The organism is Kitasatospora sp. NPDC001660 (assembly GCF_053596725.1).
The window spans coordinates 27,598-41,655 of the sequence record NZ_JBSFGU010000016.1 but is presented as its reverse complement, the minus strand read 5'-3'; the positions used below and the strand labels follow the sequence as shown (position 1 = coordinate 41,655).

At 74.1% G+C, this 14,058-nt stretch carries 10 protein-coding genes; 1 reads left to right on the top strand and 9 read right to left on the bottom strand.

Annotated elements, in window-relative coordinates:
• Positions 1–77: 77 nt before the first annotated feature.
• The 9 genes from ACWCXH_RS19245 to pdxH form a co-directional block, all read right to left on the bottom strand.
• Positions 78–2,459, bottom strand: a complete 2,382-nt coding sequence (locus ACWCXH_RS19245; protein ID WP_449802622.1) for an FxsB family cyclophane-forming radical SAM/SPASM peptide maturase — start codon at positions 2,457–2,459, stop codon at positions 78–80.
• 70 nt (positions 2,460–2,529) lie between these two features.
• A complete protein-coding gene (gene fxsA, locus ACWCXH_RS19240; RefSeq protein WP_449802621.1) occupies positions 2,530–2,715 on the bottom strand; it encodes an FxSxx-COOH cyclophane-containing RiPP peptide in 186 nt (61 codons plus the stop codon).
• 255 nt (positions 2,716–2,970) lie between these two features.
• Complete coding sequence (locus ACWCXH_RS19235; protein ID WP_449802620.1) at positions 2,971–3,162, bottom strand: hypothetical protein; 192 nt, start codon at positions 3,160–3,162, stop codon at positions 2,971–2,973.
• 214 nt (positions 3,163–3,376) lie between these two features.
• Positions 3,377–4,441: an aKG-HExxH-type peptide beta-hydroxylase gene (locus ACWCXH_RS19230; protein WP_449802619.1), complete on the bottom strand. Its 1,065-nt coding sequence runs from the start codon at positions 4,439–4,441 to the stop codon at positions 3,377–3,379.
• Positions 4,442–4,633: 192 nt separating this feature from the next.
• Positions 4,634–5,848, bottom strand: coding sequence for an FxsB family cyclophane-forming radical SAM/SPASM peptide maturase (locus tag ACWCXH_RS19225; RefSeq protein ID WP_449802618.1), 1,215 nt, complete (start codon positions 5,846–5,848; stop codon positions 4,634–4,636).
• Between the two features lie 156 nt (positions 5,849–6,004).
• On the bottom strand, positions 6,005–10,018 hold the full coding sequence (gene fxsT, locus ACWCXH_RS19220; RefSeq protein WP_449802617.1) for an FxSxx-COOH system tetratricopeptide repeat protein: 4,014 nt from the start codon (positions 10,016–10,018) through the stop codon (positions 6,005–6,007).
• Positions 10,008–11,390 carry a TIR-like protein FxsC gene (locus ACWCXH_RS19215; RefSeq protein WP_449802616.1) on the bottom strand — a complete coding sequence of 461 codons (1,383 nt, stop codon included), beginning with the start codon at positions 11,388–11,390 and terminating at the stop codon, positions 10,008–10,010. Before ACWCXH_RS19215 ends, fxsT begins: the two co-directional genes overlap by 11 nt.
• A 149-nt stretch (positions 11,391–11,539) precedes the next feature.
• Positions 11,540–11,731 carry an FxSxx-COOH cyclophane-containing RiPP peptide gene (gene fxsA, locus ACWCXH_RS19210; protein ID WP_449802615.1) on the bottom strand — a complete coding sequence of 64 codons (192 nt, stop codon included), beginning with the start codon at positions 11,729–11,731 and terminating at the stop codon, positions 11,540–11,542.
• A gap of 147 nt (positions 11,732–11,878) precedes the next feature.
• Positions 11,879–12,511: a pyridoxamine 5'-phosphate oxidase gene (gene pdxH, locus ACWCXH_RS19205; protein WP_449802721.1), complete on the bottom strand. Its 633-nt coding sequence runs from the start codon at positions 12,509–12,511 to the stop codon at positions 11,879–11,881.
• A gap of 418 nt (positions 12,512–12,929) precedes the next feature.
• Here pdxH and ACWCXH_RS19200 point away from each other — a divergent pair, with 418 nt between their 5' ends.
• Positions 12,930–14,030 (top strand): citrate synthase 2, encoded by a 1,101-nt coding sequence (locus tag ACWCXH_RS19200; protein ID WP_449802614.1) that lies wholly within the window; start codon positions 12,930–12,932, stop codon positions 14,028–14,030.
• The last annotated feature ends 28 nt before the right edge of the window (positions 14,031–14,058 follow it).

Genomic DNA, 14,058 nt, shown 5'->3' with positions numbered 1-14,058 from the left:
GCGGAATTCGGTGAGGATGACGGTTCCCCGGGGTCGAGGGCCCCGGGTGAGGGAGACCCGGGGCGGGTGGATGGTGGTCAGGCCGCGGCGCGTTCCCGCCGTGCCCGTTCGGCCGCCCGTTCGGCCGCGGCGGGCAGCGGTACGGTCAGCCAGGGGGCCACGGTCGCACGCATGCCGTCGGCGAAGCGCAATCCGAGCGGCGTCAGCGCACCCGACTCGGCCAGCCGCTCGACGGCCTCCGCGGTGTACCGGCGCCACAGCGCGAACTCGCGCCGCGCCCGGTCCGCGGCCTCGCCCGGCAGCCCGTCGTACACGAGCGTGCGGGTGCCCCAGTACTCGGTGACCGCCAGGTGGGCGTACGTCCCCTGGAGCAGGCCCTCCAGCGGCCGGGGGTCGGGCCGCCAGGGCGCGAAGTACAGCGCGTCGTCGCCGCGGTCGTACAGGTCCGTCAGGTCGAGCACCGCGCCCAGCTTCACGTGCTGGAACTCGTGGGCGAGCAGCAGCGCGAGCGTCGGCGCCGTCGCCGGGCGGGCGATGCCGACCGCGCCGAACGCCTGCCGGGCCGCCGAGCTGACGTCCCGGCCCGCCGGGCCCGGCCGCAACGGGGTCACCGTCGTGAGGCCGGCCCGGATGCCCTCCGCGTACCCGGGCAGGTCCCGCCCGAGCAACTCCCAGGCCTCGCGCAACGCGCCCGTCCAGTCGAGCAGTTCGCCGTCCGCCAGCCGGGCGGACACCGCGTGGTCATGGCTGTCGCGCAGCGGGTCGACGTCTTCGAGGGCGACGGTCCACCCGCCCGCGAGCCGGACCCGCCGCAGCGGCTCGTCCAGGGCCGTGAACACCGTCCCGTCGGACGCCCGCACGCTGAAGCCGTCCGCCGCGCCCGTCACGACCGCCTCCCCGTCCGGGACGGCGATCCGCCCGAGCGTCGGCAGGTGCAGCCACCCGCCGCGCACCGGCACCGCGACGGATTCCTCCCGCCCGGCCCGGACCACCGCCGCGGCGGCCAGCCCGGCCAGCGGGCCGAGCCCCGTGCCGAGGTCGCCGGCCAGCTGCCGGGCGGCCCAGGCGCGGGCGTACGGGTGGGCGAGGACGGTGTCGACGACGGCCGGCGCGGCCACGTCGAGCGCGGACAGCAGGGCCCACGCCTCGGGCCGGCCCTGTCCGGAGGCGTCCCAGGCGGCGGCCAGCATCGCCCGGGTGAGGGCGAGTTGGGACCGCGTGAGGGCGGCGACGGTGGCCGCGCTCCCGTAGCCGCGGGCGAGTTCGCCGACCTGCTCCGGCGTGAGGGCGTCCGGGACGACGGGCGCGGTGGCCTGCGCGGGCACGGCGACCGGGCCGCTGCCCGCCGCGATGCCGTTGATGAGCGTCATGAGGTCCCCGCAGTAGACGGAGGGGTTGTCGAAGCCGCCGCCACCATCGTCGCCCCGATAGCGGTGGGCGTACAGACCGCCTCCGCAGGTTCGGACGACCGGGCAGGACCGGCAGGTGGCGCTGAGCCCGGCGAGGCCCGACTGGCGGGCGACGATGCCGGGGTGGCGGGCGACGTCGTCGAGGCTGTGGGCGAAGACGTCGAATCCGGTCGCGGGCGCGCCGTCGTACGCCGTCTTGAGGCTGTCGACCTGTTCGAAGGTCCCGTCCGTCTCCAGCACGACGAGGTCGGAGGGTTCGAGCCCGAGCGACTCGGTGAGGCTGGTGAACCCGCGCCGCGTCCGGTGCACCGACTCGAAGGTCCGGACGGCGAACGGACGCCCGTCCGACTCCCACAGGCGGTGGACGGTGAGCAGCCAGTCCGCGTACGGGGTGGATCCCGGCCCGGAGGGACGTTTCGGCGGGTCGTCCCAGGTCGCGTGCGGGAGCAGGAAGTCGACGGCCGGCGGCTGGAGTTCGGCCAGGGCGCGGTACACCGCGACCGGGTCGTTCTCGACGTCGAGGGTGCACAGCAGCCCGGCGAACAGGTGCCGGTACGCCGGCTCGCGCAGCAGCGCGACCGCCCGCAGCACCTGCGGGTGGCTGCTGCGGCCGTCGGCGAAGCGCCGGTGGCGGTCATTGGCCGCCCGGTCGCCGTCCAGCGAGATGCCGACCTTGATGTCCAGCTCGGCGAAGAGCGCGCGGAACGCACGGTCGAGGAGGACGCCGTTGGTGTGGACGCGCAGGTCGAGGGCGCAGCCGGGCGGGAGCGCCGCCCGGAGCGCTTCGGCGACCGCACGAAGGCGGTCCGGGCCGGCGAGCAGGGGTTCTCCCCCGTGCAGGACGACCCGGACGGCGGGCAGCCGGTGCGTTGCCGCGTGCGCGCCGATGCGTTCGGCGGCCTTGGCCAGGACCTCGTCGCCGATGACCTTCGGGCGTGCGCGCCAGCTGGTGTCCGCGTGCTCGTAGACGTAGCAGTGGTCGCACGCGAGATCGCAGCGGCTGTGCACCTTGACCACGAATTGCGAGAATGGCAGCGGAATTCGCGTCATCGCAGTTCTGATTCAGCTCTGATTCACTTGGGCTCGACCCGGTGGAATCCGTCCGGAATTACCGGGGCGGTCAGATCGAGGAATTGAACGCGGCGACCGCGACCCGGCCGGACTCGGCACCGGGCAGGGCGCGCCGGAGCCGGGCGGCGAGCTCCTCGGCGCCGAGGGCGGCGAGGGCGGCGAGCGAGAGGCGCTCGGCGGCATCCTGAGGGACCGTCAGGTCGGTGGCTGGCCTGGTGCTGGTTACCGGTGTCATATTCGTTTCCTTAGGCGCGGTTAGGACCTGCCGGGGGTGGGTAAGCCACCCGATTGCGTCCAATGTAGTGCCCGTGCGGGCCACGTGCGGCACCTTGCCGTCTCAAGTTGGGCCCCACAGCCGGTCCATGCCCTGCGGTGGCCCCCGCGACCCCAAAATTCACCCGTTCAGCGGTCGCGCACTTCGCCCTGACGCGCGCCCAGGCCGGCCGCCGGGACGGAATCGCCCGTCCCGGCGGCCGGGCGGGCCACCCTGTCAGCGGCCAGTGGCGCACCCCCACAGGACGGTGGTCACCTGGGCGCTCAGCGCCCCGGCGGCACCGGCGCAGGACGCGACGACCATCGCGTCGAAGGCCCGCCGGAGCAGACCGGGGCGGCGCGGCCGGTCCGGCGGACCCGAAGGCGCCGGGGGCTGGTCCTGGTTCTGGTTCTGGGTAGGCTGGTGCATGGGAGTACCCCTCCTGGAAGAGACCGGTGCTCTCGGGGGGTCCCATGACGGTCAGGCGGCAACCTGACCGGTCGTCAATGGGACTCCCCTGTTTCAGCTCTGCGGTAATCGCCAATCTAGCGCCCCCGGCGGCGGCACTGCACGAAATGCCGGACACGATTTCCGGGCCGATGCCCGCCACCGCACTCCGTCGGGCGGCCGGGGCGATCGCATTCTATTCCGTTCGCCCCAATTCGCGGACGGTGCGGACGAGTTCCTCGGTGAACTCGCGGCCGAGCGCCGTGAGCTCGCCGCTCCCGACCAGGGTAGTGCCCGCCAGGGCCGTTCGCGCCGACCAGCGTTCGAACTCCCGTTCCGCACGCTCCCGTTCGGCCCCTCCGGCGGCCGCCTCGGCGCGCCAGAAGTCGGCGACCCCCAGGTGCGCGTACGTCCCCTGGAGCAGCGCGCCGACCGGGCGCAGGTCGGGGCGCCAGGGCGCATGGTAGACGGCGGCGCCGTTGGGCCGGTGCAGCGGCACCAGGTCGAGCAGCGCGCCGAGCTGGACGTGCAGGAACTCGTGCACCAGCGCGAGCGCCAGCAGCACCGGTTCGCACGGCAGCGACGCGGCCACCGCACCGTACGCGCGCCGGGCGGCGGCGCTCACCGCCTCCCCGCCGGGGGCCGGCCGGAGCGGGACGATCGTGGTGACGCAGGCTGCGACGGCCTCCGCGTGGCGCCGGTGGCGGCGCACGAGGACCTGCCAGGCCTGCGCCAACTGCGTTTCCCACTCCTCCAGTTCCGCCTCTTCCAGCGGACCGGCCGGCGGCCGTCCGTAGTCCACCCGGCGCGGCCCGACATGGTCGACCACCGGCGCCCAGTGCAGCCCCTCGCACTTCAGCGCGAGCGGACGCCCCGCACCGGCCCGCACGAACTCGCCCAGCCCGCCCAGCGGGACGGTCCCGCCCGCCGCGAGGCCGCGCAGGCAGTCGGCCGCCCAGGCGTCCAACTCCGGCCTCAGCAGCACCTCTTCCCAACGCACCCGGTCCGTCCGCTGCAGCGCGCGCACCTCGGCGTACGCCGCGTGGTACCCGTCGTCGTCCGGCGCCGCCCGGCGCAGTGCCAGCAGCAGCAGCGCCCGCTTGCTCAACTGTCCGGCACGCAGCAGTCGGACGGCCTCCGGCCCGCCGCGCGCGCCCGCGATCGCCCGGAACGTCGCCCGGTCCATCCCGTGCCGGGGCAGCCCGTCCGCCCCTCGCGCGCTCGGCACCCCGACCGCCACCGCCTCGCCCGTACCCGCCACCGGCCATCCTCCTCGTCTGACGCCGGCCCCTGACGCCGGTCCGATGACACCCGGCCGCCCCGGCCGTGTCCGCCCGCAGTTTCCCCCCGCCGTGCCGGATAAGCCGGTCAACGGGCGTACATGACCCGGACGGACGAGCGCGACGCCACCTCCCCCGCCCACAACCCCTCGGCCGCCCACCCGGCCAACCGGTCAACCGGCCAACCGGCCAACCGGCCAACCGGCGCCCACCACCCGAACGGCCGAGCGCAGTTCCGCCACCCCCGCCCGCAGCCTCCCGGCCATGTGCCGGATCAGCCGGTCCATATCGGCGCAGTACACGGACGGATGGCCGAACCCTCCGCCGGAGCCGTCCCCCGCGTATCGGTGCGCGTAGAGCCCGCCGCCGCAGACCCGGGCCAGCGGGCAGGCCGCGCAGACCTGGCCGAGGCCGTCCAGGCCGCGCTGGCGGGCGCGGAAGCCCGGGTGCGCGACGGCGTCGGCGAAGCCGTGCCGCCACACGTCCAGGCCCGTCGCGGCGGCGCCGTCGAACGCGGCCTTGAGGCTGTCGGCCTGCTCGATCGCGCCGTCCGCCTCGACCACCACCAGGTCCACCGGCGCCAGGCCGACCGCCTCACTGGCCGCCCGGCCGCCGAGCAGCAGCACGGCCAGTTCCTCGAACAGCCGCACCCCGGTCTCCCGCCGGGGGGCGTCGAACCAGCGGTCGAAGGCGGCGATCAGCCACTCCCCGTACGGCGCGGGCTCCCTGCCGGAAGGGGGTGCGGACGGCAGGGCCCGCCGCACGCCCGCCGGCTGGGCCCGCCAGGTCGCGTGCGGCAGGAGCAGGTCGAGCCGGGGCGGGGCGAACTCCAGCAGCGCCTCGTAGGTGGCGACCGGGTCCGCCGCCAGGTCGACGACGCACAGCAGCCCGGCGAACAGCTCCCGGTGCCCGGGCGAGCCGAGCAGCCGCACCGCCTCGACCGTCCGGTCCCAGCTGCCCGCGCCGGAGGGCAGGCGGCGGTGCCGGTCGTGGCCGGCCCGGGTGCCGTCCAGGGACACCCCGACCCCGACCCGGTACCGGTGCAGCACGTCGAGCAGCGCGGGCTCGTCGAGCAGCCTCAGCCCGTTGGTCTGCAGGCTGAACCGCACCCGGGGCCCGGCCGCCGCCAACTCGCCCAGCACGGCGTCCAGGTGGCCCGCGCCGACGAGCAGCGGCTCGCCGCCGTGCAGCACCACGGCGACCTCGTCCAGCCCGTGCTCGGCCGCGTGCTCGGCGATCCGTCGCGCGGTCCGCCGGACCGTCGGCAGCTCCATCCGCCGGGGCCGGTCCCGCCAGCTCCGGTCCGCACCCTCGTAGACGTAGCAGTAGTCGCAGGCCAGGTTGCACCGACTGTGGATCTTCAGCAGGAACTGCCGGAACGGCACCATGCGGCGAGCCTAACGCCGCTGGGCCGCCGGGCATGACCAACCGTCAACGCCCGGCGACCCCACCTGCGGAGGGCACGACACCGGCCGTCGGGCGAGGCCTCGCCGTGCGGCGGCCTCCGGCGGCCCCGGCGAACGGGGCGCACCCACCGCCACCCGTCACACGTGCGGCGGCTCCACGTCCGAGTCGAGCCGCGTCCCCGCCTTCACCGCCACCGTCGTCGGGTGCTCCTCGCCCAGCGTCGCCCTGGCCCTGCGGATGCAGTCCGCCCGCAGCTCCGCCGCCCGCTCGGTCTGCCCCACCGCCGCGAGCGACAGCGAGAGGTTGGAGTTGATGCCGATCGAGTCGTAGTGGTCCGGGCCGAGCGTCTCGGTCATCAGGGGCGCCGCCTCCAGCTCCAGGGCCAGTGCCGCCTGTGTCTCCCCGGCCAGGGCCAGGTCGTTCGCGTGGTTCATCATCGCGATCGGGATGTAGAGGTGGTGCTCACCGAGGACCATCCGGAACTGCGCCAGCGTCCGCGCGGACAGCGCCCTCGCCTCCTCCACGCGGCCGGCCAGCCGCAGGTACACCGAGAGGTTGTTGGCGCCCGCCAGCGTCACCGGGTGGTTCTCGCCCAGGTAGTCGCGGTACCGCGCGAGGGCCCGTTCGGCGAGCGGGATGGCCCGTTCGGTGAGGCCGAGGGCGTTGAGGTCGCTGGCGAGGTTGGTGGCGGCGGCCAGGGTGTCGGGGTGCTCGGCGCCGTTGATGTCGAGGTAGCGCTGGTAGATGTCCTCGTCGATCTCCAGGGCCTCGTTGTACCGTCCGGCCCGCCGCAGGGCCACGGCGAGGTTCTTGCGGGCGCGGAGGGTGTCGGTGTGGCCGTCGCCGATGGTCTGCTGGTATATCCGGACGGTCTCCTCCAGCAGGTCGAGGGCCTCCCGCAGCCGCCCGGTCTCGCGCAGGTCGCGCGCGTAGTTCGAGGCGGACGAGAGCGCATAGAGGCTGTGCGCGCCGAGGGCGTCGCGCTGCTGCAGGTAGTTGATGCGGTGGCGCTCCAGCGCCGCCCGCCGGTCCCCCGCCAGGTAGTCGGAGACGGCGAGGTTGTTGGTGATCATCAGGGTGCGCGGGTGGTCCGGGCCGAGCGTGCGGCGGGCCGCGTCCAGGGTGCGCTGGTCCAGCGCCCTGGCCTCGTCGTAGCGGCCGAGGAAGCGCAGGTCGGCGCCGAGGCTGCTGGCGACGGCGAGGGTGTGCGAGTGCTCGGGGCCGAGGGTCGCGGTGAAGCGTTCCAGGATGTCGCGGTCCATCTCGTACGCCTCCTGGATGGCGCCCTGGGAGCGGCGGATGTTGCTGAGCTGGGTGCGCAGCATGAGCGTCTGGGCGTCGTTGTCGACGTCGAAGCCGGGCCCGCCGTAGCCCTCCTGCCTCCAGTGCTGGAGCGTCCGCTCGGCGAGCTCCCGCCCGGACTCGTGCAGGCTGCGCTTCCACTGGTAGCGGACGGAGTCGATGATCCACTGCCGGACGTCCTCGTCCGCGCTGTCGACGGCGCCGGAGGGCCAGAGGTGGGGCAGGAGTTCGGCGTACTCGGCCCAGTCGGCCGGGACGTCCGGGTTGCCGGGGTTGGCGGTGGCGAGCGCCGCGTGGACGACACCGCGCAGTTCGGCCCGCCGCTCCTCCTCGACCTGGTCCCGGAGCACGGCCTGGACCAGCCGGTGCACGGTGATGGTCTCGCTGCCCTGGTCGGTGCGGGCGAGTCCGAACCGGTTGATGGCGCGCAGGAATTCGCCGATCGCGAGCTTGTCGCGGGGCGCGCGCGGGGGCAGGCGCAGGGCGCGGGTGACGGCGCGGCTGTAGAGCAGGCGCATCGGGATGGCGTCGGGGCCGAAGAAGGCGCAGATCTCCAGGATCTGGGCGGCCGGGGCGTTCATCCGGCGCAGTTCCTCGACCGAGATGCGCCAGGTCGCGGCGGCGGAGTGCGGGTAGTCGGCGGTGCGCAGCCGGGTGCGCTCCAGCATCTCGGTGAGCTCTTCGTCGAGCAGTTCGAGGTAGGTGGCGATCGGCATGGACGTCTCCTGGAGCCAGACGGCGGCCTGGCCGACGGCGAGCGGCAGGTCGCCGAGGCGGTGGGCGACCTGCTCGGCGTCGTCCAGGGAGAGGCCGGCGTTGAAGCGGCGCAGCAGCCGGATGCTCTCCTCGCGGAGGAAGACGTCGACCTCGACGAGGCCGGCGTGCCGGGCCCAGCCCTGGTTGCGGGAGGTGATCAGGACGTGCCCGCCGGAGGAGCCGGCCGGCTGCCAGGGGGCGAGCTCCTCGGGGGTGCCGGCGTTGTCGAAGACGAGCAGCCAGCGGCGGTAGGGCTGGCCGCGGCGCAGCGCGTCGAGGACGGCGGCGGCGGTGTGCGCGACGTCGTCGCTGGTGGGCACGCCGAGCCTCGGGGCGAGTTCGGCGAGCTTCTGCGGGATGTTGGCGGGCTCCTCGGCGGGCACCCACCAGACGACGTCGTAGGCGGCCTTGAAGCGGTGCGCGTACTCGGCGGCGATCTGCGACTTGCCGGCGCCGCCGAAACCGTAGAGGACCTGGCTGAGCACGGCTCCGGGGCCGCCGGTGAAGCGGTTGCGGAGCAGTTCGAGGAGCTTGCCGCGGCCGATGAAGGAGGCGTTGCGTGAGGGCGCCTCCTGGACCTGCGGTGCGGTGCCGGGGAAGCGCGCGGGGGCGAGGAACTCGCCGCTGTCGGAGTCGGGTTGGCGGATGCTGCCGGGCGGCGGGCCGAGTTCGCCGTACAGCTGGGACTCGGCGGCCACCGCGGAGGAGCGGACGAGGTCGGGCGCGGCCTGGCCGATGAACGGGCGGGGCACCGGCCCGTCCGAGTCCTGCAGCCGCAGGGCGACCAGGGCCGGGGAGCCGGAGGCGAGTTCGCGGCCCTGGAGCAGCTGCCAGACCTCGGCGGCCCGGGGCAGCGCGGTGTACTCGGGCGAGAGCAGCGCGAGCAGCCGGCCCTGGCCGTCGAGCGGCCCGGCGACCTCGGGCGGCCGGGTGCCGGTGTACGGCTCGGCGGCGTTGTGCAGGGAGGACTGGTAGCCGAAGCGGGTGAGGGTGCCGGCGGCCCACTCGGCCCACATCCGGTCCTCGGGCGCGTAGCTGACGTAGACCTGCCGGGGCACGGCGCGGGCGGAGCGCAGGTAGGCGCCGTAGAGGCGGCGGCGGGTCTCGGAGCTGAGCGGGCGCAGGGTGCGGACCCGGCCGTCGGTGATCCAGCCGGCCAGCCGTTCGAAGGCGTTGAGCAGGCTGCGGGCCTCCTGGGGCCGGTCGGCGACGGTGGCGGGCACCTCCTCGTAGGCGTAGAACGGCTTGTACGGCACCTCGACGTCGGCCCAGTAGCCGGCCCGGCGCTCGGCGGAGAGCCAGCGGCCGAGGTAGGGCGCGAAGGCCTCGCGGGCGTAGTCGCGGCCGGCTTCGAGGCGCTCCTGCTCGGCGTCCTCGACCCGCATCGGCACCGGCAGGACGCGGATGGCCCGTTCCTCCGCCTCGGCGATGGCGCGGGCGGCGTCGACGCCGCCGCGGATGTTCTGGGCGCTGAAGGTGAAGCAGTCGACGACGGTGTCGGGCATCAGGACGGTGCAGATGCCGGAGGTGTCGCTGACGCCGGTGCGGCTGTCGATGAGCACGTAGTCGTACGTGCGGGACCAGCGTTCGCGCAGCTCGCGCAGGAACTCGCCGCCGCGGATGTCCCGTCCGTGGTAGAAGCTGCGCCAGTTGAAGCTGGTGACGGCGGCGGCGTAGGCGGCGTTCTGCCGCCCGGCCGGGAGGAAGTCGAGTCGGCCGCCGGCCGGCAGGTCGAGGGCGAGGCCGCAGATGTAGGCGTCCAGCCGGCCGGGTTCGTCCAGCCAGGCGGCCGGGGGCAGGCCGGTGGGTCCGACGGCGGAGGGCAGCGCCTGCTTGACGTAGGAGCGCAGCAGGTCGATCAGGCCGTCGCTGGAGTGGAGTTCGGGGTCGACCAGCAGCGGGTGGTAGTAGCGGTGGAGGCCGGGCGCCTCCAGGTCCCAGTCGACGACGAGGACGCGCAGGCCGCGGCTGGCGAGGATCCAGCCGACGTTCGCGAGGGCCATGGTCCGGCCGGTGCCGCCCTTGAACGAGTAGAACGTGACGACCGATCCCGGTCCGCCGCGGGCCGGCTCTGTTCCGGGCTCAGTGATCATCGTCCTGGTCTCCCCTCAAGGGCGCTGCGTCGTCGTGGTGGTCGCGCGGGTTCGGCACGTCGGGCGGGTTGGGCCACCGCCCCGTCGCCCGTTGCGGGGCCTGCGGGGCCGGCTCCGGACCGGACGGGATGGCCAGCCCGGGGATCGCCCGTTCGCCGGTGCCGCCGGGGCCGAAGCCGAATGCGCCGCCGTCATCGTCCCCCCAATCCAGGTTGTCGTCCATGAGCTTGTTCTGAGCGACCGTCACCATGATGGTGAGGTCGGCATCGAAGCTCTCCCGGTTCACTTTGACCCGGAACAGGTGCTCCGGGTCGCTCCGGCGCAGCCAGTTGCGGCGGAACACGCCGCGCACGCCGGCCCAGAGCGCGTCGCGCTCCCCGTCCGGGTCGGCGCTGCCGATGGGGACCATCACGCCGGTGACGGGGTGGTTCTGGTCGTCGTACTCGCGCAGCGCGGCGCGGTAGCGGTCGCTGCCGGCCACCCACGGGTCCACCAGCAGGACGCTGACCTGGCTGTCCTCGCGGGCCTGGTCGAGCTTCTCGCCGAGGCCGGCGCCGACCTCCTCCAGGCTGGTGGTGTGCCCGGCGGCGGTGATCACCTGCTGGGCGCGCACCGCGAGGGACGGCGTCCTGGGCGGGTGGTAGGGCGCCCAGTGCCAGGGCTTGGCCCCGTACCAGCCCCCGCTGTAGGAGCCGCCGTCGGCGGCGGCCTCCGAGGCGCGGCCGGCCGCGATGAACAGCCGGATCATGCCCGCGGTGGCCGTGGGCTCCACCGGCTGCGGGCCGGGGAAGTAGCCGCGCACCGCGCCCAGGTCGAAGTCCGCGAGCTCGGTGAGCCGGCGCGCGGCCGCGTCGCGGACCCGCTCGGCGACCACCTTGACGACCTGCTGGTAGGCGTCGCCCTGCGGCCCGGTGCGCAGCAGCGCGCGCAGGCCGTACCGGGCGTAGGCCTCACCCATGTCCGGCTGGGCCCACTGGATCTTGGTGACCTCGGCGGCCAGCTCGCCCGGGACGACGGGCTCCCAGAGCACCGGGATCAGCGCCGGGATGAGCTCCCCGGTGTCCTCGTGGTGGCGCCGGACGCGGCCGCGGAAGGCGGTCCACTCCTTGCCGCAGTAGAGGCTGGCGAAGTAGGCCGGCGAGTAGAGCGCGACCATGGTCCGGCTGCGGCCCAGCATGGTGGCGAGCTGCTCGGCCCAGTCGTCGCCGACGCGCAGCTGCTCGGTGTCGCGGTAGGCCAGCTCCTCGGCCCGGGCGGCGGGTTCGATGCGGCCGAGCTCGTCCCTCAGGTCGTTGAAGAACTGGTCGACGAAGGCGTCCTCCGCCTCGAAGTCCCGACGCGCGTAGCTGAAGAAGAAGTAAGGCTGCAGCACTCTGTCCCCCGAGGCCCGACGGTGTCGCGACGGCGCTGGATTCATACCCAGCATGTCGTGAACTCCACCGGTCGCGCGGGGAAGTTGGCGAAGTCGTAGGCTCCGGGGGGTTTAACCGGTGGTGGGGCGCACGCCCGGGCCGGGGCTCGCTACCGGTCGAGCGCCGACTGGAACGCGGCGAGCGGTTCCGCGCCGGGAGTCAGCGCGTCCGCGACCACCCGGCGCAGCAGGTCGCCGAGGACGGTGTCGGGCAGGGCGTCGAGTTCGTCGAGCGGCAGAGCGGCGACGTCGACCAGGTCGGAGCCGAGTCCAGCGGTGGTTTCCGCACCGGTGACGCCCATCAGTCCCTCACTCGATCGTGTCGGCACGGCGGGCCGCTGGCCGGAGGTGCATCGACCCAGGTCCGCGACGGGCAGAATGCTACACCTTGATCATGACGTGCCGTCAGTTCAGCGGCGCCGCCGCGCCCGGACCGACCCGCCCGGCCCTCACGGGCAGAGGCGTTCGACGCGCCAGCCGCCGGGGGCCGCGGGGTCGGCGAGGTAGCGGAGGCGGTCGTGGAGGCGGTTCTCCCGGCCCTGCCAGAACTCGACGCTCTCGGGGATCACCCGGTAGCCACCCCAGAACGGCGGGACGGGGACGCCCTCGCCCTCGGGGTAGCGGCGTTCGAGTTCGGCGTAGCGCTGTTCGAGGACCTCGCGGCCGCCGACCGGGCTGGACTGCTCGCTGGCCCAGGCGCCGAGCTGGGAGCCGTGCGGGCGGGTGCGGAAGTAGGCGGCGGTCTCGTCCCGGCCGACCTTCTCGACCCGGCCCTGGACGATGACCTGGCGGGCCAGCACGATCCACGGGAAGAGCAGGGCGGCGTGCGGGTTGGCGGCGAGCTCGGAGCCCTTGCGGGAGCCGTAGTTGGTGAAGAACACGAAGCCGCGCGCGTCGTAACCCTTGAGCAGGACGGTGCGCGAGTTGGGCCGCCCCTCGGCGTCGGCGGTGGAGAGCACCATGGCGTTGGGCTCGGCCACCCCGGCGTCGTCCGCCTCGTGGAACCAGCGGGTGAACTGGCCGATCGGCTCGGGCGCCAGCTGCTCCTCGACCAGGCCCTCGTGGCTGTAGTGCTTGCGCATCACCGTGAGGTCCGGGCCTGGCCGGGCCTCGTCGGCCAGGGTCCGGTTGGCGGGGCTCAGGGGCGCCGACTGGGCGCGTTCCGGGGTCTGCACGCCAACATCATCCCGTACGACAAGCAACCGGCACCGCTACGTCCGGACAAACCTCGGTGGGAGATAAGGTGACTCGCCACCGCTTGGCCGCCCGTCGTACGGTGAATTGTCCGGAACCGGGCGTTTGGTTCCGGCGATTCCCCGGGCACGACCGACCCTCGACGGAAAAGTCAAGCGGGCCCGCGGGAAACATCACCACGGTGGTGTATGGCGCAATGCACCCCGTGCCTGCCACTCTGGCACCGAGTGCCAACCACCATTCGGTCACTGGCGTGCCCGCCCCACCACGGCGGAGCGCCGATCGCAGAACTGAAGGAGCCGCCGCATGTCCGATTTCGTACCCGGGCTTGAGGGAGTCGTCGCGTTCGAGAGCGAGATCGCCGAGCCCGACCGGGAGGGCGGCGCCCTGCGCTACCGCGGTGTCGACATCGACGACCTGGTCGGCAAGGTCTCCTTCGGCCACGTCTGGGGCCTGCTGGTGGACGGCAAGTTCAACCCCGGCCTGCCCGCCGCCGAGCCCTTCCCGATCCCGGTGCACTCCGGCGACATCCGGGTCGACGTCCAGTCCGCGCTCGCCATGCTCGCCCCGGTCTGGGGCCTCAAGCCGCTGCTCGACATCTCCGCCGAGCAGGCCCGCGACGACCTCGCCCGCGCCGCCGTCATGGCGCTGTCCTACGTCGCCCAGTCGGCCCGCGGCCAGGGCCTGCCGATGGTCCCGCAGAGCGAGATCGACAAGGCCGAGACGGTCGTCGAGCGGTTCATGATCCGCTGGCGCGGCGAGCCGGACCCCAAGCACGTCAAGGCCGTCGACGCGTACTGGACCTCGGCCGCCGAGCACGGCATGAACGCCTCCACCTTCACCGCCCGCGTCATCGCCTCCACCGGCGCCGACGTCGCCGCGGCGCTGTCCGGCGCGGTCGGCGCGATGTCCGGCCCGCTGCACGGCGGAGCGCCGTCCCGCGTGCTCGGCATGATCGAGGAGATCGAGCGCACCGGCGACGCCGTCAAGTGGGTCAAGAACGCGCTGGACAAGGGCGAGCGCCTGATGGGCTTCGGCCACCGCGTCTACCGCGCCGAGGACCCGCGCGCCCGCGTGCTGCGCCGCACCGCCAAGGAGCTCGGCGCGCCGCGCTTCGAGGTCGCCGAGGCGCTGGAGAAGGCCGCGCTGGAGGAACTGCACAGCCGCCGCCCGGACCGCGTCCTCGCCACCAACGTCGAGTTCTGGGCCGCCATCATGCTGGACTTCGCCGAGGTCCCGGCGCACATGTTCACCTCGATGTTCACGTGCGCGCGCACGGCGGGCTGGTCGGCGCACATCCTGGAGCAGAAGCGCACGGGCCGGCTCGTGCGCCCCTCCGCGCGCTACATCGGCCCCGGCGCGCGTCGTCCCGAGGAGATCGAGGGCTGGGACGCCATCGCGCACTGAGGCACCCGGAACATCCCGAACACCCTCC

Coding starts and splice junctions, on each gene's coding strand:
- ACWCXH_RS19245 (WP_449802622.1), bottom strand. CDS start 2,459: ATGACGCGAATTCCGCTGCCATTCTCGCAATTCGTGGTCAAGGTGCAC.
- fxsA (WP_449802621.1), bottom strand. CDS start 2,715: ATGACACCGGTAACCAGCACCAGGCCAGCCACCGACCTGACGGTCCCT.
- ACWCXH_RS19235 (WP_449802620.1), bottom strand. CDS start 3,162: ATGCACCAGCCTACCCAGAACCAGAACCAGGACCAGCCCCCGGCGCCT.
- ACWCXH_RS19225 (WP_449802618.1), bottom strand. CDS start 5,848: ATGGTGCCGTTCCGGCAGTTCCTGCTGAAGATCCACAGTCGGTGCAAC.
- fxsT (WP_449802617.1), bottom strand. CDS start 10,018: ATGATCACTGAGCCCGGAACAGAGCCGGCCCGCGGCGGACCGGGATCG.
- fxsA (WP_449802615.1), bottom strand. CDS start 11,731: ATGGGCGTCACCGGTGCGGAAACCACCGCTGGACTCGGCTCCGACCTG.
- pdxH (WP_449802721.1), bottom strand. CDS start 12,511: ATGCGCAAGCACTACAGCCACGAGGGCCTGGTCGAGGAGCAGCTGGCG.
- ACWCXH_RS19200 (WP_449802614.1), top strand. CDS start 12,930: ATGTCCGATTTCGTACCCGGGCTTGAGGGAGTCGTCGCGTTCGAGAGC.